This window comes from Sphingobium sp. TomMM15 (assembly GCF_055397045.1).
In genome coordinates, this window is record NZ_AP027315.1 from 24,361 (window position 1) to 45,436 (window position 21,076).

15 protein-coding genes and 2 pseudogenes are annotated in these 21,076 nt (G+C 61.1%); 10 read left to right on the top strand and 7 right to left on the bottom strand.

Going from position 1 to position 21,076, the window contains the following annotated elements:
- Window positions 1-2 precede the first annotated feature (2 nt).
- From mprF to ACZ51H_RS13025, 4 genes are all read left to right on the top strand, one after another.
- Window positions 3-2,600 (top strand): bifunctional lysylphosphatidylglycerol flippase/synthetase MprF, encoded by a 2,598-nt coding sequence (mprF, locus tag ACZ51H_RS13010; RefSeq protein WP_464803473.1) that lies wholly within the window; start codon window positions 3-5, stop codon window positions 2,598-2,600.
- 7 nt (window positions 2,601-2,607) lie between these two features.
- Window positions 2,608-3,291: a winged helix-turn-helix domain-containing protein gene (locus tag ACZ51H_RS13015; protein ID WP_460989066.1), complete on the top strand. Its 684-nt coding sequence runs from the start codon at window positions 2,608-2,610 to the stop codon at window positions 3,289-3,291.
- The gene (locus ACZ51H_RS13020; RefSeq protein WP_464803219.1) at window positions 3,291-4,694 is read left to right on the top strand and encodes a sensor histidine kinase; all 1,404 of its coding nucleotides are present in this window, start codon (window positions 3,291-3,293) and stop codon (window positions 4,692-4,694) included. Before ACZ51H_RS13015 ends, ACZ51H_RS13020 begins: the two co-directional genes overlap by 1 nt.
- A gap of 227 nt (window positions 4,695-4,921) precedes the next feature.
- Window positions 4,922-5,809 (top strand): MlaA family lipoprotein, encoded by an 888-nt coding sequence (locus tag ACZ51H_RS13025; protein WP_464803220.1) that lies wholly within the window; start codon window positions 4,922-4,924, stop codon window positions 5,807-5,809.
- A gap of 137 nt (window positions 5,810-5,946) precedes the next feature.
- Here ACZ51H_RS13025 and ACZ51H_RS13030 read toward each other — a convergent pair whose 3' ends face one another.
- Window positions 5,947-7,413 (bottom strand): NAD-dependent succinate-semialdehyde dehydrogenase, encoded by a 1,467-nt coding sequence (locus ACZ51H_RS13030; protein WP_464803221.1) that lies wholly within the window; start codon window positions 7,411-7,413, stop codon window positions 5,947-5,949.
- Window positions 7,410-8,696 carry a 4-aminobutyrate--2-oxoglutarate transaminase gene (gene gabT, locus ACZ51H_RS13035; protein ID WP_464803222.1) on the bottom strand — a complete coding sequence of 429 codons (1,287 nt, stop codon included), beginning with the start codon at window positions 8,694-8,696 and terminating at the stop codon, window positions 7,410-7,412. The genes ACZ51H_RS13030 and gabT overlap by 4 nt, the downstream gene beginning before the upstream one ends.
- A gap of 136 nt (window positions 8,697-8,832) precedes the next feature.
- Between gabT and ACZ51H_RS13040 the strand changes: the two genes are divergently transcribed.
- Window positions 8,833-9,750 (top strand): LysR family transcriptional regulator, encoded by a 918-nt coding sequence (locus ACZ51H_RS13040; protein ID WP_464803223.1) that lies wholly within the window; start codon window positions 8,833-8,835, stop codon window positions 9,748-9,750.
- A 51-nt stretch (window positions 9,751-9,801) separates the two neighbouring features.
- A complete protein-coding gene (locus tag ACZ51H_RS13045; RefSeq protein WP_464803224.1) occupies window positions 9,802-10,704 on the top strand; it encodes a helix-turn-helix transcriptional regulator in 903 nt (300 codons plus the stop codon).
- Between the two features lie 86 nt (window positions 10,705-10,790).
- Here the strand turns inward: ACZ51H_RS13045 and ACZ51H_RS13050 are convergent.
- Window positions 10,791-10,936, bottom strand: a pseudogene (locus ACZ51H_RS13050) (IS5/IS1182 family transposase); the annotation flags it as partial.
- Between ACZ51H_RS13050 and ACZ51H_RS13055 the strand changes: the two are divergent.
- From ACZ51H_RS13055 to ACZ51H_RS13070, 4 genes and pseudogenes are all read left to right on the top strand, one after another.
- Window positions 10,936-11,315, top strand: a pseudogene (locus ACZ51H_RS13055) (helix-turn-helix domain-containing protein); the annotation flags it as partial. The pseudogenes ACZ51H_RS13050 and ACZ51H_RS13055 sit on opposite strands and share 1 nt — an antisense overlap.
- Window positions 11,316-11,605: 290 nt before the next feature.
- A complete protein-coding gene (locus tag ACZ51H_RS13060; protein ID WP_464803225.1) occupies window positions 11,606-12,718 on the top strand; it encodes an S-(hydroxymethyl)glutathione dehydrogenase/class III alcohol dehydrogenase in 1,113 nt (370 codons plus the stop codon).
- A gap of 94 nt (window positions 12,719-12,812) precedes the next feature.
- On the top strand, window positions 12,813-13,664 hold the full coding sequence (gene fghA / locus ACZ51H_RS13065) for an S-formylglutathione hydrolase (protein WP_464803226.1): 852 nt from the start codon (window positions 12,813-12,815) through the stop codon (window positions 13,662-13,664).
- A gap of 300 nt (window positions 13,665-13,964) precedes the next feature.
- The gene (locus ACZ51H_RS13070; protein ID WP_464803227.1) at window positions 13,965-16,298 is read left to right on the top strand and encodes a heavy metal translocating P-type ATPase; all 2,334 of its coding nucleotides are present in this window, start codon (window positions 13,965-13,967) and stop codon (window positions 16,296-16,298) included.
- 222 nt (window positions 16,299-16,520) lie between these two features.
- Here the strand turns inward: ACZ51H_RS13070 and ACZ51H_RS13075 are convergent, their stop codons facing one another.
- The 4 genes from ACZ51H_RS13075 to ACZ51H_RS13090 form a co-directional block, all read right to left on the bottom strand.
- On the bottom strand, window positions 16,521-17,792 hold the full coding sequence (locus ACZ51H_RS13075) for an alginate export family protein (protein ID WP_464803228.1): 1,272 nt from the start codon (window positions 17,790-17,792) through the stop codon (window positions 16,521-16,523).
- 79 nt (window positions 17,793-17,871) lie between these two features.
- The gene (locus ACZ51H_RS13080; protein ID WP_464803229.1) at window positions 17,872-18,675 is read right to left on the bottom strand and encodes an ABC transporter ATP-binding protein; all 804 of its coding nucleotides are present in this window, start codon (window positions 18,673-18,675) and stop codon (window positions 17,872-17,874) included.
- Window positions 18,676-18,690: 15 nt separating this feature from the next.
- On the bottom strand, window positions 18,691-19,656 hold the full coding sequence (gene ntrB / locus ACZ51H_RS13085; RefSeq protein WP_464803230.1) for a nitrate ABC transporter permease: 966 nt from the start codon (window positions 19,654-19,656) through the stop codon (window positions 18,691-18,693).
- A gap of 15 nt (window positions 19,657-19,671) precedes the next feature.
- Window positions 19,672-20,952 (bottom strand): CmpA/NrtA family ABC transporter substrate-binding protein, encoded by a 1,281-nt coding sequence (locus tag ACZ51H_RS13090; protein ID WP_464803231.1) that lies wholly within the window; start codon window positions 20,950-20,952, stop codon window positions 19,672-19,674.
- Window positions 20,953-21,076 lie beyond the last annotated feature (124 nt).

Sequence of the window (21,076 nt, forward strand, 5' to 3'; positions counted from 1 at the left end):
TGATCACTGCCTTATCCTCTGCCAGACGCCGTCGCGGCCTGACCGTTGCGCTCCTCCTGCTGATGATGGGGCTGGGGCTGGCTATGGTGTTCCACCTCCTGTCAGAGGTGCATGGCCATGACCTGCGCGGCGCGATCCGGGCCATCACGCCGGGCGCGCTCGCTGGCGCATTGGCGCTGACGATCCTCAGCTATCTTTCGCTGACGCTGTATGACCATATGGCGCTGCGCATCATCGGCAAGCGGATCGCCTGGCGCACGGCGGCGCTCGCATCCTTTTGCAGCTACACGCTCAGCCACAATCTGGGGCTGTCGCTGCTGACCGGCGGATCGGCGCGCATGCGCATCTATGGCGCGGCGGGATTGGGACCGGGCGATGTCGCCCGAGTGATCGCGTCGGCCAGCCTGTCCTTCTGGGGCGGCGTGATGACGATGGCGGCGCTGTTCCTGGCGGTCGATCCGATGCCGATCGCCATCAAGGCGTTTCCCATTGACGCCTCGGCTCTCCAACTGCTTGGCTCTTGCATGCTCGCCGGAGTCGCGGTGGCATTGGCGGCGTTGAGGCGCACGCCGCATCCCGTCCGGCTGTTCGGATGGACGCTCATGTTGCCATCGCGCGGACAGGCGGCGGCACAGATCGGCATCGCCTGTGTTGACCTCACGCTGTCTAGCGCGGCGCTGTTTGTGCTGCTGCCTCATATCGCCATCACGCTCTTTCCGGCCTTCTTCCTGGCCTATACGCTGGGCATCATCATCGCCTTGATCAGCCATGTGCCGGGCGGCGTCGGGCTGTTCGAGGCCGTGGTCCTCGCTACCGTGCCGCAGGTCGCGCGGCCTTCGCTGTTCGCAGCGCTGCTCGCCTATCGCCTGGTCTATTATCTGCTGCCCTTGGCGGCAGCGGCATTCCTTATAGTTTTGCATGAACGACACGCATGGCAAAGCCCGGTTCGGCGCGTGCTTAGTGGAGCGGAAAGTCTGGGTCGGGAGATTGCCCCTGCGGTTCTGGCGATGCTGGCGGCGGCCGGTGGCATCGTCCTGCTGGTGTCCGGATCGCTGCCCGCCATACCGGCCCGGTTCAGGGCCGTGAGCAGCATCCTTCCCATGCCCTTTGTCGAGGCGTCCCACCTCGCCGCCAGCATGATCGGGGCGATGCTGGTGCTGCTCGCATCGGGGCTCTACCGGCGGCAGGATGGCGCGTTCTGGCTGACCCGGCTGCTGTTGCTGGCGGGGGCTGGCTTCTCCCTGATGAAGGGGCTGGATTATGAGGAAGCGGCCGTCCTGATCGTCATTACCGGCCTGCTGCAATGGAGCCGTCCCGCCTTTTACCGCAAGACCAGCCTGACCTCCGCCATGCTTGCGCCGGGCTGGATCATTGCGCTGGCGGTGGCGATCGGCATTTCGGTCTGGATCGGCTTCTTCGCCTTCAAGCATGTCGATTATCAGAATGACCTATGGTGGCAGTTCGGTCGGCACCATGACGCATCCCGCTTCCTGCGCGCAGCCCTTGCGACCGGCGTCCTGCTGATTTGGGCGGCCTTGTGGCAGTTGCTTCGTCCCGCATCGCCCTTCGCCGGGCCGATCATCTCGACCAGCCCCAGTCAGGAGGCGCTGGCGTCAGCCCGGAAAACCGACGCGTTCCTGTCGCTGACTGGTGATAAGCTGTTCCTGACGTCCCCATCGGGCAGGGCGTTCCTGATGTATCAGATTCAGGGTCATAGCTGGATTGTCATGAGCGACCCGGTCGGGGACCCGAGCGAATGGGGCAGCCTGCTTTGGGAATTGCGTGAGCGGGCGGACGCAGCGCAGGGGCGGCTTCTGCTTTATCAGCTCAGCCTTGATGGTCTGCCCCTTGCCATCGATCTTGGCCTGTCGCTCGTCAAATATGGGGAGGAGGCGCGCGTCGACCTGTCTCGCTTCACGATCGACGGACCCAAGGGCAAGCCATTTCGCCACGCGTTACGCCGAGCCGAAGGGGAAGGCGTGACTTTCGAGATCGTGCCCGCCGCTGACGTCGCCCTGCTGATCGATGAGCTGGAAGCGGTGTCGCGCCGCTGGCTCAAAGCCAAGGGGGGTGCCGAAAAAGCGTTCAGCGTCGGCCGGTTCGACCCGGCCTATTTGCAGCGTTTCGATTGCGCGGTCGTGCGACGGGAGGGCAGGATCATCGCCTTTGCGAACATATGGGCCACCGCCGATCATGGGGAATTGTCCGTGGACCTGATGCGGCATGATGCAGACATGCCCGCGGGCATGATGGACTTCCTATTTTGCCGCCTCATGCTTTGGGGGAAGGCGCAAGGCTACCGCTGGTTCACGCTCGGCATGGCGCCGCTGTCGGGACTGGAGGCGCGTCGGCTCTCGCCCATCTGGGTGAAGGCGGGAGCGCTGATTTTCAAGCATGGCGGCAGCCTCTACGGCTTCAAAGGCCTCCGCGCCTATAAGGCGAAGTTCACACCGTCCTGGGAGCCGCGCTTCATCGCCGGGCCGCAGGGGTTGTCGATGCTGCGGGCCATGCTGGACCTTCAGCGCCTTATCGAAGGCGGGCCAAGGAGCGCCGTCAGCCGGATGCGGAATGCTGGACGGAGGGCTTTGGATGTCCGATAGGGCGACCATGAGTTACAAAGTGCTGCTCGTCGAGGATGATGCCACGACGGCCGACTATATCGCAAAGGGCCTTGCCGAAGAGGGCTTCACCATCGACCGCGCCGAGGACGGGCGGGAGGGGTTGTTCATGGCGACAGAGGCAAGCCATGACGCCATCATCCTCGACCGGATGCTGCCGGGCATGGATGGCATGGCCGTGCTCGCGGCGTTGCGAGCGGCGGGTATCGAGACGCCGGTCATGATCCTGTCTGCCCTCGCGACGGCTGACGAACGGGTCAAGGGATTGACCAGTGGATCGGACGATTATCTCGCCAAGCCGTTTGCCTTCGCCGAATTGCTGGCGCGGCTGCGGATCATGTTGCGGCGGGGGAAGGCAGGGCAGGCCGAAACCCGGCTGACATGCGGCGATCTGGAAGTGGACCTGCTTTCAAGGAAAGCCATGCGCGGGAGCCGGTCGGTCGACCTCCAACCGCGCGAGTTCCGCCTGCTCGAATATATGATGCGCCACAGGGGCGAGGTCGTGACGCGGACCATGTTGCTGGAGGGCGTGTGGGATTATCATTTCGATCCCGGCACCAATGTCATCGACGTCCATATCAGCCGTTTGCGGCGCAAGATCGATGAAGATGGCGAGCGGCCGTTGATCCACACGGTGCGCGGCGCGGGCTATCGCCTGAGCGAGAATGGCTGATGCGCATCATGCGCTGGCGCTATTCGGTCATCTGGCGCTTTGCTCTGCTGATCTTCCTGATGCAGATCGCCTGCGTGCTGGTGTCGCTGTGGGCGGTCCATCGCTTCACTAGCCAGTCAGTCAACCATGCCAGCCGCGAGATAGCGGTCGGCCTGCGCGACGACATATCGGCCACCTACGCCGCTGCCGGATTAGCCGCCGCCGGGGCGACGGTGCGCAGCCGCATTGCCGCAGATCCGGTCGGCGACTCCATCCTTCTGCTCATGGGACCCGACGGTCGCCGCATCGCCGGCAATCTCGATAAATGGCCCGATCATGTCGGCACGGCTGAATCCTGGCGTCTGGTGAATCTGCTGCACGCTCCCCGCCAGCATGGCGATCCGCAGGTCATGGGCATCGTCAGTACCCGCTTTCCCGATGGCACGCGCCTGCTGACCGGACATGTGGTGGAAAGCGACCTGCGCTTCGGCGGCTATCTGGAGGCCGCGCTGTTGAGCGCTGTCCTGATCGCGGTCCCGCTGGCCGCCGGGGCCGCCTGGCTTTCGGCCTCTATCATGCGGAGGCGTCTGCACGCCGTGGCCGATACGGCAAGCGCGGTGAAAACAGGCGACATGGAACGCCGCATCGCCCTGACCGGCAGCGGAGACATGTTCGATACGCTGGGCCAGGCGATCAACGCCATGTTGGACCGGATTACGGGGCTGGTCGATGAACTGCGTCTGGTGACCGACGGCCTTGCCCATGACCTGCGTTCGCCGCTCACCCGGTTGCGTGCCGTGTTGGATGGCGCGGTCAAGCAAAGTCATGATGAGGCCAGCGTCAGCGCACTTGAACGCGCGGTTGAGGAAAGCGACACGCTGCTGCGCATGCTGGACACCGCCCTGCTCATCAGCCGGGCCGAAGCCGGAATAGGTCGGGACAGCTTCATGCCGGTCGATATCGCTGCGCTGCTCCATGATTTTCAGGACATGTACGGCGCCTTGGCGGAAGACCGGGATGTTACCATTTCCGTTGAGGCTGAACCGGGCTTGTTCCTGTTTTCCAATCGAGAGATGCTGGGGCAGGCGCTTTCGAACCTGATCGATAATGCGCTGAAATATGGTGGCGATCGCATTGGGCTTTCCGCGCGCCTTGAAGCCGGATCGATACTGATCCAGGTGTCCGACAATGGTCCCGGCGTTCCAGAGGAGCATCGCGAGCGCGCCCTCAGCCGCTTCGCCCGGTTGGACCTGTCCCGGCACATCGCGGGCGCAGGCCTTGGCCTTTCGCTCGCCGCCGCTGTCGCGCGGCTCCACGGCGGCGCGCTCGTGCTGGGTGACGCGGAACCCGGATTGCTTGTCACGCTGTCGTTCCCCTATTCGCCGAGTGACGGTGAGGCTGCGCAAGCGACGTCGGCGATTTAGCATTTCCCCACCTTTGGGATTGCGGAAAGCGATAAGAGCGGGGCGGCATCCTGGTTCTGAATGGCTCCCGGAGGTGGTCCGCTTTTCCACGAAATCAGTCTATTGACGGCGCGCCATATCGCATTTAGCCCGCGCGGGGCTGGACAACTCACGGATAAACCGCGACGCGATCTGGACTTCGATGGCCCAGCCGGATGTGGCGATCGGCCGCTGCAAAGGACTGGACTATGCTGCTGCCGGGCATCGCCGCGGGAATGTTGATGATGGGCGCACAGGCGGCAACGGTCGACGCGCCGCCACCCGAGGCGTCGCCGACGGTGGATGTTGCAAGCGCTGCGGCCGCGCTGAACATATCCTTGGCTCCCAAATCGGAAAACGGCGCGGAGGAACAGCCCACCGACATCGTGGTGACCGGCGCAGATCGAGCCCCACCGGGCGACCCGCTTGAGCATCTCAATGCAAAAAGCTTTGAAGCGGTTCAGTCGGTTGACAAGGCCGTGGTCGAGCCAGTGGCGAAGGCCTATAATAAGGGACTGCCCAAGCCCGTTCGGAAGGGCTTCCGTAACTTCTTCGCCAATTTGCAGGAGCCGGTGGTGTTCGCCGCTTATATGCTCCAGCTGAAGCCCGGCAAGGCGGTGGAAACGGTGGGGCGCTTCACCATCAACACGACGCTTGGCGTCGCGGGGCTGTTCGACGTCGCCAAGCGCAAGCCCTTCTTCCTGCCCTATCGGCCCAACGGTCTCGCCAATGTACTTGGCTTTTATGGCGTAGGTCCCGGGCCATATATGTATCTGCCCATCGTCGGGCCGACCACGCTACGCGATATCATCGGCGATACGGTGGACAAAATGGCGGTGCCTTTCCTGATCGGAAAGCCCTTCACAAAGCCTGCATATGTCATTCCGGCGACGATCCTCAATCAGCTTGGCGAGCGCGCGGCCTTTGACGATACCGTCCAGAAAATCCGCAAGGAGGATGATCCTTATGCGGCGTATCGCGAGCTGTATCTGAAGCAGCGCAAGGCGGAGATCGAGGCGCTGCACGGTCGTGCGAGCGATGACGTGGTGCCGGTTTATGGGCGACAGATGGGAGAAGGTGGGGCGGCGTCGCAATAACAGGCGCTCTGCTGATCTTCGATGCCGCTCAACCTGGATCGTGTCACAAATTGAGCGGCGCCGGGGGCAGTGTGCGTGAAGAGACGCACCGCGAATGTCGCGAGAATATAGAAGATACGGCGCAGCGCCTTCTGCGTTCAGAAGGCGCTGTTTACGCCCGTGCAGATCAACTTCAATTCAACATAGTCATCGATGCCCCAGTGGGAGCCTTCGCGCCCAAGACCTGATTCCTTGACGCCGCCGAATGGCGCGACCTCCGTAGAGATCAGTCCGCTGTTAAGGCCGACCATTCCATATTCCAGCGCTTCCGAAACGCGGATGCTTCGATCCAGATCCCGCGTGTAGACGTAGCTGGCAAGGCCAGCCGGAGTGTCGTTGGCCATCGCGATCGCTTCAGCCTCGCTTTGGAACCGTACCAGACCGGCGACCGGGCCGAAGGTTTCCTCCTTGCAAAGCAGCGCGTCGGCGGAAACATTCGCCAATACCGTGGGAAGGAAGAAATTGCCTTCGCCCTCGATCGCGTGACCGCCGGTCAGAATATGCGCCCCACGCGTCACTGCGTCATCGACATGAGCGGAGGCCTTGGCCACTGCCCGCCCGTCAATCAGGGGGCCTTGGTCTGTGGGACCGCTCATGCCCGCGCCCACCACGAACTCGCTGACGCGTTCGGCCAAGCGCGTTGCAAAGGCTTCGAAAATGCCATCCTGGACCAGAAAGCGGTTTGCGCAGACGCAGGTTTGGCCGGTGTTGCGAAATTTCGACATCAGAGCGCCTTCAACCGCGCTTTCGACATCGGCGTCATCGAAGACGATGAAGGGTGCGTTGCCGCCCAGTTCCAGGGAAACACGCTTCACTGTCGACATGCAACGTGCCGCCAGCATTTTGCCCACGCCCGTCGAACCCGTAAACGTGAATTTTCGCACTCGCGGGTCCGTGGTCAGGATTTCCCCAATCGGTGCCGCATCGCCGGTCACGACGTTGAATATCCCGGCGGGCACCCCGGCCTCCTCCGCCAACACGGCGAGCGCCAGTGCCGAAAAGGGTGTGAGCTCGGAGGGCTTGAGCACCATCGAGCAACCGGCGGCCAAAGCGGGGCCTGCCTTGCGCGTGATCATGGCGAGGGGGAAGTTCCAGGGCGTGACGGCGGCGACGACGCCAACCGGCTCCTTACGTACGGCCAGACGGCGATCGGATGCGTGCGGCTGGATCAGTTCGCCATTGATCCGGCGTGCTTCCTCCGCGAACCATTCCAGAAAGGACGCTGCATAGGCGACCTCGCCTTTGGCCTCGGCAAAAGGCTTGCCCTGCTCCAGCGTCAAAATTGTGGCCAGATCGTCCTGGTGCGTGAGCATCAGTTCGCCCCAGCGCCGCAATATGGTGCCGCGCGCCTTTGCAGCCAGCTTGCGCCAATCGACTTGCGCCCGCCAGGCGGAAGCAACCGCCTGTTTTGTTTCGTCCGCGCCCAAATTGGGCACAGTCCCCAATTCAGAGCCGTCCGCGGGATTGGTGACGGCGATCTTCGCCGCTCCCTCGACCCACTGCCCGTCGATGAAAGCCGCTTCCTTGAGCAGGCCGGGCCGAGAGAGAGTGTGAGGGAAGGTCACGCCACCTCCCTCGCGGAAACTGTCAGCGCCTTCTCCAGAATATTCAGGCCTTGCTCCAATGTTTCGTCCTCAACAGTTAGCGGCACCAATATCCTTATAGCCTGACCGGACTGGCCGCAGCTTAGCAATATCAGCCCTTGTTCGAGCGCGCGAGAGCAGACGCGCTTTGCCTCAACGCCGTCGGGCTGGCCATGTTCATCGACGATGTCGAAGGCAATCATCGCCCCGGGGCCGCGCAGGCCGGTGATCTGCACCAGATTCTTGTTCTCAGCGAACTGCGTAATGCGTTCGCGAATTCTGTGGCCGATGACATTGGCACGGTCGAGGAGACGTTCATCCTCGATAACATCCAGCACGGCCAAGGCTGCAGCCAGCCCGACGGGAGAGCCGCCATAGGTGCCCCCCAGACCGCCCGGGCCGATGACGTCCATCACATCAGCGCGCCCTATGACCCCGGAAATCGGAAAGCCGCCGCCTAGCGATTTCGCCACGGTAAGGAGGTCGGGCTTGATCGGCATATGTTCGATGCCGAACATCTTGCCGGTTCGCCCGAAGCCGGTCTGAACCTCATCCGCGATCACCAATATGCCATGACGGCGACGGATATCATCCAGCGCCTGGAAAAATTCGGGTGGCGGGCTGTGGAAACCGCCTTCGCCCTGAACCGGCTCGATAATGAAGGCCGCGATACGTTCTGGTTCGATGTCGGCCGCAAACAGGAAATTGAGAGCCTTGAGCGTTTCCTCAACGCTGACCCCTGTGGTCGGGCTGGGATAGGGGAGATGGTAGATTTCCCCAGGAAAGGGTCCAAGGCCCTTCTTGTAGGGCGAAACCTTGCCGGTCATGGCGGACGTCAGCAGGGTCCGGCCATGGAAGCCGCCCGCAAAGGCGATGATGCCGGGGCGACCGGTGGCCGCGCGTGCGATCTTGACTGCGTTTTCGGTCGCTTCCGCACCGGTCGTGAAAAAGATGGTTTTGGCATCGCCATCGACGGGCGCCAAAGCGTTCAGCCGCTCAGCCAATTCGATATAAGGCGGATAGGCAACCACCTGAAATGCCGTATGGGTATATTTGTCGATCTGGTCGCGAACCGCCGCGATCACCTTGGGGTGGCGATGGCCGACGTTGAGAACCGCGATCCCGCCCGCAAAATCGATATAGGCATTGCCTTCGACATCCCAGATGGTGGCGTTCTCGGCCCTGCTGGCGATAATATTGGTGGCGGTGGCGACGCCCTGCGGAATGGCTTCCTTGCGACGGGCGTTATATTCGGCGTTCCGCATCTGACGACCTTCAATAATGGTTTCTGGAATCTGTCTTGATGCTGACACATTAGGGGATTCCGCCTTCCGGAAGCAGTTGCTTTCGGCGGCCGCTTTGGTAACCTGAGGTCACCATCTACTCCTATGGCTGAACGCGATGAATTCACCATTGCCTCCTTTCTCCGCTCTCAGGGCCTTTGAGGCAGTGGGCCGATTGGGTGGTATTCGGCGCGCAGCGAAGGCCCTTGGCGTGAGCCACGCCATAGTCAGCCGTCACGTAAGGGGGCTGGAAGAGCGCCTGGGCGTTACCTTGCTGGACCGGGACAGCGGGCAGCTCACAGCGGTCGGCGTTGATTATCATGGCCGTTTGGTGAAGGTTTTCAATGAATTGAGGGAAGCAACGGATGCCGTTCAGGGCAGGACCGATGGCAAGCTCGTAATATCCTGCGTCGGGGGGTTGGCATTGCATTGGCTGGCTACGCGGCTCGCAATGTCTTCGGGTCGAAACGGAATGCCGCCGGTCGATCTTCGATCCGAAGAAGGTCTCCTTGACCTTTCGAACAACGCCGTTGATGGCGATATTCGATATATTGGCGATAGCCAGACGCTGGACCGGAAGCGTGGGGTGAGAACGCTTGAACTGGCGAGGCCACATGTTTTTCCGTTGGCCTCACCGATGTTCGTCTCTCGCTGGGGCGACAAGATCCGTTCGGCGGAAGACCTGGCAACATTGCCGCTGATCGAGGAACGCAGTGATGTGGAATGGCGCATGTGGATGAAGGCGCAATCTATCGATCTTCCGCCGAACATCCCGACCGGCAGATACGGCCATGCTCATCTGGCGCTGGCCGCCGCGCGCGCGGGGCAGGGGATCGCGCTTGGCAATCACTATCTCATTGCCGAAGATCTTGCGGCGGGTAGACTGGTGAAGGTGGTGCCTCGTGAAAAGGAATTCGTGCCTGTGACACTGGGAGCTTATGTTTTCAGGGGTCCCGCCAATCGGTGGTCGGACCCATCAATCGTCCGTTTCAGACGCTGGCTTGCGGCGCAATTCAGCGCGGACCCGGCATATTGAGCGCGTCTTCGACAGGCTTACGGGGACGCGTTTGCCTGAACATATTTCGTTTTGAAGTCAGGGCAGGGGGGAATGTCTGAAATGTTGTCACTGGAATATCTGGCTTCCCCTGAGTGGAATGGCAAGATCGCCCAACTTATCGCTCTGGAAGGTAAGGCGAGAGCAGAAGCACTGTTTGACATGTTCTCGGCCGCGCTCCGATCAGATGAGATGATGTTGTTCCATTTTCGTGAAAATGTAGGGCCAGAGGTCGTCGAACATCGTACGTCGAAGTCTGTCAGGCAGCAGCAGATCAACGATTATAAAAATGGATTTTACCTTACCGATCCATTCTATCTCGCCATTGAGCGGTCCATCGAAAATCAAGCGATCAGTCTTAAGGATGTGGTAGATCAGGATGATTTTCAAACCAGCGATTTCTTCGTTCGGCACTATATCGACACCGATCTTGTCGACGAGATGTGCTATTGCATGTCCGACGGGCAGGGTGGGCACATATTGCTTTCTTTCGCCCGGTCCCGTGATGCGGGGCGTTATTCGGATGAGGAATTGGAACTGGCCAAGGCGATTGCTCCGATTGTCTTCGGTACGCTTTCTTCGAGCTGGCGACATTTTGCCGATCCGAAACTATTTGTTCCTCCTTCGCCCGAAGAAGTGAAGCTGCACGACGATCTGAAAAGAGCCCGCGATAATTTCGGCCGTTCCTTGTTGACCGATCGGGAGTTCGAAGTCGTTCAGATGATGCTTAGGGGATATCCGATAGATGTGATCGCCAAACGGCTGAAAATGGCCGAGGGCACGGCGAAGGTGCATCGGAGGAATATTTACGCCAAGCTGGATATCAGTTCGATGGCGGAGCTGTTTTCGCTGTTCATCGACGTGGTTGGGGAAGTGAATGTCGGCCTGGATACTGATCCGTTGCTCCAATATGGGCAGGTGCCCCGCAGCAACTGACTTGCCCTGACTGCTCGTGCTCTATTTGTCTTTTGTTCTCCGCATTTTCCGAGCCAGAAGACGATGCCATCTGCTTCGAAAATGCCTCAGGGGGCCGATTCATTATGTCGCAACCATATGCGGATGGAAGCGAGTTGGACTGAGGCGAGGAAGTTGTTGTCGCGCTTGTTGTATCGGGTGGCACCGCGCGGAACTGCTTGAGTTTGCTGAAGAAGCGTTCGACGAGATTGCGGTATTGCCCGTCGGACGTTCTATCGCTGGTATGATCGCTTCGTCAAAGGCGGGCCGGAAGCGCTGGAAGATCGGCCATCGGCGTCAAGCCGGGTGTGGAACCGCATCGGCGACGATATCCAGCATCAGATCGTCGAGATGGCGCTGGATTACAGCGAGTTGTCACCACGCGAACTGGCGGACGCTTCACCGACGAGAAACGCTACTTCGTGTCGGAAGCCTTGGTTTACCGCCTTTTGAAGGCCCATGACCTGATCACCAGCCCGGCTTATGTCGCGATCAAGGCCGCTGATCAGTTCCATACCAAGACCACGTGGCCGAACGAGATGTGGCAAACCGACTTCACCTACTTCAAGATCATCGGGTGGGGCTGGATGTATCGGCGCTTGCAACACCGCAAGCTCGCCGCCTGACATCAAAACCCAGACGGATCCGCACTCCGCTAATTACGACGAGACGTGTGCCGAATGTTCTGACGACGGACAATGCCGATCAACTGCGCCGCGCGCGTGAACGACCCTGTGGACGCCACAGCCAGAAATTCGTCGAACCCGTCCCAGGACGACATAACTATCCCTCCCACGCAATAGTGTATTGAGGAAAAACCCTATTACCGCCTTATTGGCCTAGTGCTAAGAGGCGCAATGTCATTTCGGATCGAGGAAATTGAATGAAAACCCGCGCCGCCGTCGCTTTCGAAGCCAAAAAGCCCCTTGAGATAGTGGAGCTGGACCTGGAAGGCCCAAAGGCGGGTGAGGTGCTGGTGGAAATCATGGCGACGGGGATCTGCCACACGGATGCCTACACGCTCGATGGTTTCGACAGCGAAGGCATCTTCCCCTCGATCCTGGGCCATGAGGGGGCAGGGATAGTCCGGGAGGTCGGGGTCGGCGTAACGTCCGTCAAGCCCGGCGATCACGTCATCCCACTCTACACCCCGGAATGCCGCCAGTGCAAAAGCTGTCTTTCGGGCAAGACCAACCTGTGCACCGCGATCCGCGCCACCCAGGGCAAGGGGCTCATGCCCGATGGCACTACCCGCTTTTCCTACAAGGGGCAGCCGATTTTTCACTATATGGGCTGCTCGACCTTCTCCAATTTCACCGTTCTGCCGGAAATCGCCGTGGCGAAGATCAGGGAGGACGCGCCGTTCCAGTCGAGCTGTTATATTGGCTGCGGCGTCACCACCGGGGTCGGCGCGGTCGTCAACACCGCAAAGGTGAAGGCCGGCGAGAATGTTGTCGTCTTCGGCCTTGGTGGCATCGGCCTTAATGTGATCCAGGGCGCCAAGATGGTGGGCGCGGGCAAGATCATCGGCATCGACATCAACGCCGACCGTGAGGAATGGGGCCGCAAGTTCGGCATGACTCATTTCATCAACAGCAAGGGACTGTCGCGCGACGAAACCGTGGCGAAGATCCTTGAGGTCACGGATGGCGGGGCCGACTATAGCTTCGATGCGACCGGCAACACCGAAGTCATGCGCACCGCGTTGGAATGCTGCCATCGTGGCTGGGGCGAAAGCATCATCATCGGCGTGGCTGAGGCCGGGAAGGAAATCAGCACCCGCCCGTTCCAACTCGTGACCGGCCGGGTGTGGAAGGGTACGGCTTTCGGCGGCGCGAAAGGCCGGACCGATGTTCCCAAGATCGTCGACTGGTACATGAACGGGCATATTCAGATCGACCCGATGATCACCCATCTTCTGACGCTGGATGAAATCAACAAAGGCTTTGACCTCATGCACGCGGGCGAAAGCATCAGGTCGGTGGTCCTTTTCTGAAAACACAGCGTCAACGGGAGCGGAATATCCAGATGGCAGTAATCTCCGACGATGGCGACGTCGCCCTCTTTCGCGATCCGGCGGGCACTGACCAATGAGCATAGAGCAGGTCAGCGCCAGTCGTTCGTTCGAAGGCGTGCAAGGCGTGTACAAGCACGCGTCGAGCGCGACCGGAACGGAGATGACCTTTTCGGTCTTCGTTCCACCACAGGCGGAAGGGCGGAAGCTCCCCATTGTCTGGTATCTGTCCGGGCTGACCTGCACCCACGCAAATGTGACGGAAAAGGGCGAGTTTCGCCGCGCATGCGCCGATCTTGGCCTGATCTTCGTAGCGCCCGATACATCGCCGCGCGGCAATGATGTGCCGGACGATCCGGCGGGCGCTTATGATTTCGGCCTTGGCGCGGGTTTCTACGTCGATGCGACCGAAGCGCCCTACAACCGCCATTATAAGATGTGGTCCTATCTTACAGACGAACTGCCGCGAGTGATCGCGGACAATTTCCCCGCCGATATGACCCGGCAGTCGATCATGGGCCATTCGATGGGCGGTCATGGCGCCCTGACCATCGGACTGCGCCACCCGGATCGATATGCGGCAGTTTCTGCCTTCGCCCCCATCGTTGCCCCAAGTCAGGTTCCGTGGGGGCAGAAGGCTTTGTCAGGATATCTCGGCAACGACCGCAACGCCTGGCGGAAGCATGATGCGGTAGCCTTGATTGAGGACGGCGCGAGGGTCAGCGCGCTGTTGGTAGACCAAGGCGGGGCAGACATGTTTCTGGATCAGGAACTGCGCCCCCATCTGCTGAAGGACGCCTGCGCCGCAGCGAATATCGATCTCACCCTCAACATGCGCGAGGGCTATGATCACAGCTATTATTTCATTTCCACCTTTATGGCGGATCATCTCCGCTGGCACGCGTCACGTTTGGCTATCCACAAATGAACAGCAGATGGTTCATCCGATATTCGAGGTGGAATAAGCGCTCCGCTTCGGCATAGTCCCGCTTGCCGCTGTAGCGATGAGCGTTATGTCACCGCCGACGCAAAAGCTCCTTCGTTCTGCATGGTCGATCAGTACGGCGGTTTCGGTATCATCGACCCGTCAGCCATGCGCGATATAAGTATCGTACCGTAGCGCGCCCCCGACGCGACCGTCCTACTTCAAGCATTCAAAGCCCCGCCTTGGCTTATTGACGTCAACATGCTGTCGAGAAGCGGGACGTAGATCAGACGAGGAATTGAGATGGACCATGCCCGTCACGATCATCACGCCTCCGTAGTGGAGCAGGACGTGCACGATCCCGTCTGCGATATGTTGGTCGATCCGCATGGTACGGCGCATCGCGCCGAGCATGGCGGCAAGACTTTCTATTTTTGCAGCAGTAAGTGCCAGGCAAAGTTCGCGGCCGATCCCCTACGCTATATTGGCGGAACGCCGCCCATCCCGAACGCAAACCCTGATGGCACGATCTGGACCTGCCCAATGCACCCGGAAGTGCGACAGGATCATCCCGGCGCCTGTCCGATCTGCGGCATGGCTCTCGAACCGGAAATGGCGCGTGCGGAGAGCGGTCCCAGTCCGGAACTGGCCGACATGACACGTCGCTTCTGGATTGGCCTCATCCTCGCCTTTCCCGTGCTCGTGCTTGAAATGGGCGGGCATCTGTTTCCCGCTCTTCATCATTTCGTGCCTATGCCGGTTTCAACGGGGATTCAGCTAGTGCTGGCGACGCCCGTCGTGCTTTGGGCCGGATGGCCGTTTTTTACGCGGGGCTGGGCCTCTCTCAAGACCCGCAACTTGAACATGTTCACCCTGATTGCCATGGGCACGGGTGTCGCATGGGCTTACAGCATGGTCGCCGCACTGGCCCCCGAGCTGTTCCCTCCGGCCTTCCGCAACGCCGATGGCATGGTGGCTGTGTATTTCGAGGCAGCGGCGGTGATCACTGTGCTCGTCCTGCTTGGCCAGCTTCTCGAACTGCGCGCGCGCGAGCGAACGTCAGGTGCGATCAAGGCACTCCTCCGCCTGGCGCCCAAGACGGCCCGCCGTCTGCTCGCAAATGGCGAGGATGAGGAGGTCAGTCTCGATCTCGTCGGCGTTGGCGACCGTTTTCGGGTGCGACCGGGCGAAAAGGTGCCCGTAGATGGGACTGTCGAGGACGGACGTTCATCACTGGACGAGTCCATGGTGACGGGAGAATCCATGCCGGTCACCAAGGCCAAGGGCGACAGCGTCATCGGCGGTACACTCAACCAGACCGGCGCGCTTGTCGTCGTGGCCACCAAGGTCGGCCGCGATACGATGCTGGCCCGCATCGTGCAGATGGTCGCCGAGGCGCAGCGGTCGCGCGCGCCGATTCAGCGCATGGCCGATCAGGTTTCGGGCTGGTTCGTGCCGGTCGTCATCGCCGTCGCTGTCCTTGCTTTCGCCGGTTGGGGTATCTGGGGGCCGGAGCCTCGCTTCGCCTACGGTCTCGTCGCGGCTGTCGCGGTACTGATTATCGCCTGCCCCTGTGCGCTGGGCCTGGCAACCCCGATGTCGATCATGGTGGGCGTCGGCCGGGGCGCGGGCCTGGGCGTCCTCATCAAGAATGCGGAGGCGCTGGAGCATATGGAGAAGGTCGACACACTGGTCGTCGACAAGACCGGCACGCTTACGGAAGGGCGCCCCGCCGTGATCGCCATAGTGCCGACTGCGGGCCAGATGGAGGCCGAATTACTACGCTTCGCCGCCTCGGTCGAACGGGCTTCGGAGCATCCGCTTGCTCTTGCCATTGTCGAAGCCGCCCGGGGCCGGTCGATGGTCTTGCCCGAGGTTGGCGCGTTCGATTCTCCTACCGGACGCGGAGCGACCGGCATCGTCGAAGGGCGCAGGATCGTCCTGGGCAACGCGTCCTTTCTTGATGATCAGGGCGTCGATACAAGTGCGCTCGCGGCTGCCGCTGACGATCTGCGGCGGGACGGCGCAACCGCGATTTTCGTTGGTATCGACGGCGAAGCGGCAGGGATTATTGCCATCGCAGATCCCGTCAAGCAGACGACCCCGGAAGCGCTCGTCGCACTGCGTAAGGAGGGAATCCGCGTCGTGATGGTGACCGGCGACAACAAGACCACGGCGCAGGCGGTGGCGGCCCGTCTGGGCATCGACGAAGTCGAGGCGGACGTGCTGCCCGATCAAAAGAGCGCGGTCATCGCCAAGCTCAAGAGCGAGGGCCGGGTGGTCGCCATGGCCGGTGACGGCGTGAACGACGCTCCAGCCCTTGCCGCCGCCGATGTCGGCATTGCCATGGGCTCTGGAACGGATGTCGCCATCGAGAGCGCAGGCGTGACCTTGCTCAAGGGCGACCTCAACGGCATCGTGCGTGCCCGCCTCCTTAGCCGTGCGACCATGTCGAACATTCGGCAAAACCTGGTCTTCGCCTTCATCTACAATGCTGCGGGCGTGCCGATCGCGGCGGGCCTGCTCTACCCGCTATTCGGCATCCTGCTTTCACCCATGATTGCAGCGGCGGCGATGGCGCTTTCATCCGTCAGCGTCGTCACCAATGCTCTGAGGCTGAACAGGCAAACTCTATGAACATGGACGGACGGTTTCCCAAATCCTCTGTCAGCATATTTCGGAAAGGAGCCTACGCGATCCCGGATCGTCCATTCTAATCAGAAAGAAGCGGATTGCCCAGATTGGGCGGGGTTTGGGCGCGCGCTCCGTGCCAACCTTGTGTCCCACGTTTCACGAAACTCGCTCACGGGGATGTCGGTCGAACCAGAAGTCGCGCGCCTGAAATAGTCAGCTATCCGTTCAGAGCGCGTAGTCGATCTGAGCCCAGAATTTCTTCGTGTCAGCGTCACCAGTGAAGCTGGCGATCCCCTTGCGATCATAATCGGCATATTTGACGAGCGCGTTCAGATGCTTGTTAATCTTCAGCGTGACCTGCGCATTATACTCGTCGCCATAATGGATCGACAGCCGGTCGCTGCTGAAATGATGATAGGTGAAGGACGCGACGAGCGGTCCCGCCTTGCCGATCTTGGGCACGGTATAGCCGACGCCGGCATAATAATCCTGAATGCCCGTCCCCGGCGTCGTCAGAAACTTGTCGGCCCAGCCGTTGAACTTGTGCAGCGTCGCGAAGGGCGTCTGGAAGGCGAAGCCGCCCGCAATCCCCGTCGCGCCCGCATCGGAGCCGAGCAGTTCATATCCGCCGGTCAGCTTGAACGCAGCGACATCCAGCCCAAGTTCCGCTGCGGCGTAGTCCGCCGAATAATCGACAGGATTGCCCCTATAGTCGCTTTGATGCGCATAGCTGGCGAGGTAGCTGAGCTTCACCTTCTTCGACAGCGGCATCGTGCCCGCGAACCGCGCACCATAGGTCTGGCTGCTGTTCCGGCGCAGCGCCGCCACAGCTTCATCCTCATCGACCAGATAGGCAAAGCCGGTCAGCGTGCCGTACTTGGTCTTGTAGGAGATATTGGCGAAAATATCGTCGCCATCGATTTGGGTCGGCCGGTTGGTCGCGCCGAACTTGCCGCCGTCGATGCCCCAGATGGTCCGGGCTGAAATGGCGTAGGTCACGTCGACCTTCAGATTTTTGACGCCCATATATTCGACGCGCACGGCATCGAACGTCTGTTCATTCTGGCGCCAGGCGACCGATCCGACGAAACGTTGATCGTCCAGATTGATCCGCTGACGGCCGACGGTCACCACTAGCGGCTTGGTGCGATACTGGAGCTGGAGACGGTTCAGTTCGACATTTTCCGGGTCTGGCACCACCGGGTAGAGCGTCTTGCCATTGACCCCGCTATTATAATCCTCGTCGATCGCCAGCGTGCCTTCCCCTTCAGCCAGGAAGGCGAACGGCCCCTTGGAAATCTCGCCACCCGCGCGCAGGCGCACGGTCACCGCATCGGCATCGCGGCTGCTGGTCAGCGGCGCAGGACCATCCTGGTCCACCGTTTCGTACCGCAGACGCGCCTCAATGATCGGCTTGAACACAATGTCCTGCGCCAGCACCGGTGTCGCGATCGCGGACAAGGCCGTTGCAGACAACAGAAATGAAACTCTACCCATAAATTCCCCTTCAAATGCTTCCGATGGCTTTTTTCGGCCTTTTCAGAGCATCCCCTCCAAGTTGAAACGTCTTGAAATCTCAGGCGGCGAGCGTCGCTGGATTGCGGTAGCGCTCGTGCAGGAAGTGGATGACGGCCGATCGCGCCTCGGCATATTCGGGCGTATCGATGGCTTCGAGCCGGTTGCGCGGCCGGGCGAGGGCGATGGAGCGATCCTCGCCGATGCGTGCCGCCGGGCCATTGGTCATCATCACCACCCGGTCGGCCAGCAGCACCGCTTCATCAACATCATGGGTAATCATCAGCACGGTGTTGTTGAGCCGCGACTGCAATTCCATGACGACATCCTGCAACGCCGCCCGCGTCAATGCGTCGAGCGCGCCGAACGGTTCGTCCATCAACAGGACGCGCGGGTTCATGGCGATGGCGCGGGCAATGCCGACGCGCTGTTTCATGCCGCCCGACAGCTCGCCCGGTCGCTTGGCGGCGGCATGCGCCATCTGGACCAGTTCCAGATTATGCATGACCCAATCCTTGCGTTCGGCCTTGTTCTTGCCCTGCGCCGTTTTGTCGACCGCCAGCCGCACATTTTCCTCGACCGTCAGCCAGGGCAGCAGCGAATGGTCCTGAAAGACCACCGCCCGATCCGGTCCCGGTGCGTCCACCACTTCCCCGTCGAGGAAGATGGCGCCGCGCGTCGGCTTGACCAGACCCGCCACGGCATTGAGCAGGGTCGACTTGCCGCAGCCAGAATGGCCGATCAGCGCCACGAACTGCCCCTTTTCAACTTCCAGATCGATTCCGTCGAGCGCGCAGAAGCGTCCCGCCTTGGTCGGAAATTCGACGGTGATGCCTTCTAGCGCGAGATAGCTGCGTTGTTTCATGAACGCCTCCCTTGTTCAGCCTGCGCGGCCGATGATGCGGCCCGCAAAGGCGACGATGCGGTCCAGCGCGAAACCCACCAGCCCAATCCAGATCAGCGCCACGATGGTGTCGGTCAGCAACGAGCTGTTGTAACTGTCCCAGATGAAGAAGCCGACGCCGGTGCCGCCCTGCACCATTTCAGCCGCAACGATCGCGAGCCAGCTCATGCCGACGCCGATGCGCAGGCCGGTGAACATGTGTGGCACCGTGGCGGGCAACATGATGCGGGTGAAATATTCGATCGGATTGAGCGCCAGCACCTTTGCGACATTGCGATAGGCCGCCGGAATGGTTTGTACGCCCGCAGCCGTATTCAGGATGACCGGCCAGATGGCGGTGATGAAGATCAGGAAGATCGCCGAGGGCTGCGCCTGCTGGAAAATGGCGAGGCTGATCGGCAGCCATGCCAGCGGCGGCACCGTCCGCAGCACCTGGAACAGCGGATCGAGCGCCCGGAAGGCGAATATGCTCTGCCCAATCAAAATGCCCAGCGCCATGCCGACGATCGAGGCCAGGCTGTAACCGATCAGCACACGGCTGAGGCTGGTCAGCACATGCCCGGCAATGCCGACATCGCCGCCGTCTTGAATGCTGAAATGGGTGAGGCCGATGTCCACGCCCTTGAACGGATGGACGATCACCTCATGACTTTCCTGCCAGACCTTGAGCGGGCTGGGGAAGGTCGTGTCGGGTGAACTGCACAGCAGCTGCCAGAAGGCGAGCAACCCGACCAGCATCACCAGCGTCGGCAGAACAGTGGCGACCACGGTCCGCGCCGCCTTCACCAGCGGATGGACTGGCGCCGCGACTGGTTCGAAACTGCGGCGCGCAATTGCCTCTTCGGGATAGGGCAGGATGACCCCCAATTCGGTGGCGGCTGTAGCGGCACCGGCGGCCGAAGCCGACGGTACGCTTTTGCCGTTGGATGACGGTGAAGCCATGGCTTTCTCCCTCAATCAGACGCGCTTGATCGCCAGGCTGGCCAGATAGGCCTTGGGATTGGCGGGATTGAATGTCTTGCCGTCGAAGAATTTCTCAACGCCGCGGCTGTCACTGGCCGGACCCTTGCCGCCCAGCATCGCGGCCGCCTTGCGCCAGATGTCGGATCGGTTGACCTTGGCGATCGTGCCCGTGGTGTCGAGCGTCATGGGCAGCTTGCCCCAGCGCTGCTCTTCGGTCAGGAACCATAGGTCATGGCTCTTGTAAGGGAAGCTGGCATAGCCGTTCCAGAACTTCATCTTGAACGGTGCGTTCGGATATTTCCGCCCGTCGCCCATGGCGAAATTGCCCTGCAACCGGTCGGCAATGTCGGTGATCGGACATTTCAGATAATCGCGGCCAGCGATAGCCCCGGCGAGGCGCGTGACATTGTTCGGATTGTCGGCCCAGCGCTGCGCCTCCAGCACCGCCGCCGTGATCGCCACCGCAGCGCGCGGATATTTGGCGACCCAGTCGGAACGCATCGCAAAGCTTTTTTCGGGATGGTTCATCCACATCTGGCCAGTCGATACGGCGGTATAGCCCAGTTGTTGCGCGACCAACTGGTCGTTCCACGGCTCACCCACGCAGAAGGCGTCCATCGTGTCCGCCTTCATGTTCGCGACCATCTGCGCCGGCGGAATGGTGATCAGTTCCACATCCTTGTCGGGATCGATGCCGCCCGCCGCCAGCCAATAGCGGATCCACAGGTCATGCGTCCCGCCGGGGAAGGTCATGGCCATGGTGATCTTCTTGCCCGCGCCCTTGCGCTGCGCGATCACGCCCTTCATCTTGGCGGCGTTGATATCGGCCTTGGCACCCAGATATTCCTTGGACACCGAAATGCCCTGGCCGTTGACGTTAAGGCGGGCAAGAATGCTCATTGGCGTTGCCTTGCCGATCCGGCCCAGCGTCAAAAGATAGGGCATGGGGGTCAGGATATGCGCGCCGTCAATGCCGCCAGCGGCGCTGCCCAACACCAGATTGTCCCGCGTCGCGCCCCAACTCGCCTGCTTCGTGACCTGCACATCAGGCATGCCATATTTGGCGAAAAGACCCAGTTCCTTGGCAATGATCAGCGGCGCCGCATCCGTCAGCGCAATGAAGCCGAGCTTGGCGCCGGTTACTTCCGGCCCGGCTCCAGCAGCAAAGGCGCCGGACGGAAATGCCTGTTGCACTGCGGCAAAAAGGGCCGCAGTTCCGGTCGTCTTGAGCAGCCCGCGCCGACTGAAGCCATTCGGATTGTCCACCTCTGCCATTCCCCAAATTCCTTCCCTGTTGTGCGCTTCGGCTGCACAAAGGCGCAGCCAGCCGTCGCCGGAAATGCGTTCCGGCGTTTGAAGATGATGTTGAGAGCCGCCCGGCAGCATCCAGGCCGCCAGC

Excerpts from the sequence above, each read along its gene's own strand:
- ACZ51H_RS13015 (WP_460989066.1), top strand. The coding sequence starts at position 2,608 with ATGAGTTACAAAGTGCTGCTCGTCGAGGATGATGCCACGACGGCCGAC.
- ACZ51H_RS13020 (WP_464803219.1), top strand. The coding sequence starts at position 3,291 with ATGCGCATCATGCGCTGGCGCTATTCGGTCATCTGGCGCTTTGCTCTG.
- ACZ51H_RS13025 (WP_464803220.1), top strand. The coding sequence starts at position 4,922 with ATGCTGCTGCCGGGCATCGCCGCGGGAATGTTGATGATGGGCGCACAG.
- gabT (WP_464803222.1), bottom strand. The coding sequence starts at position 8,696 with ATGCGGAACGCCGAATATAACGCCCGTCGCAAGGAAGCCATTCCGCAG.
- ACZ51H_RS13040 (WP_464803223.1), top strand. The coding sequence starts at position 8,833 with ATGAATTCACCATTGCCTCCTTTCTCCGCTCTCAGGGCCTTTGAGGCA.
- ACZ51H_RS13060 (WP_464803225.1), top strand. The coding sequence starts at position 11,606 with ATGAAAACCCGCGCCGCCGTCGCTTTCGAAGCCAAAAAGCCCCTTGAG.
- fghA (WP_464803226.1), top strand. The coding sequence starts at position 12,813 with ATGAGCATAGAGCAGGTCAGCGCCAGTCGTTCGTTCGAAGGCGTGCAA.
- ACZ51H_RS13070 (WP_464803227.1), top strand. The coding sequence starts at position 13,965 with ATGGACCATGCCCGTCACGATCATCACGCCTCCGTAGTGGAGCAGGAC.
- ACZ51H_RS13075 (WP_464803228.1), bottom strand. The coding sequence starts at position 17,792 with ATGGGTAGAGTTTCATTTCTGTTGTCTGCAACGGCCTTGTCCGCGATC.
- ACZ51H_RS13080 (WP_464803229.1), bottom strand. The coding sequence starts at position 18,675 with ATGAAACAACGCAGCTATCTCGCGCTAGAAGGCATCACCGTCGAATTT.
- ntrB (WP_464803230.1), bottom strand. The coding sequence starts at position 19,656 with ATGGCTTCACCGTCATCCAACGGCAAAAGCGTACCGTCGGCTTCGGCC.
- ACZ51H_RS13090 (WP_464803231.1), bottom strand. The coding sequence starts at position 20,952 with ATGGCAGAGGTGGACAATCCGAATGGCTTCAGTCGGCGCGGGCTGCTC.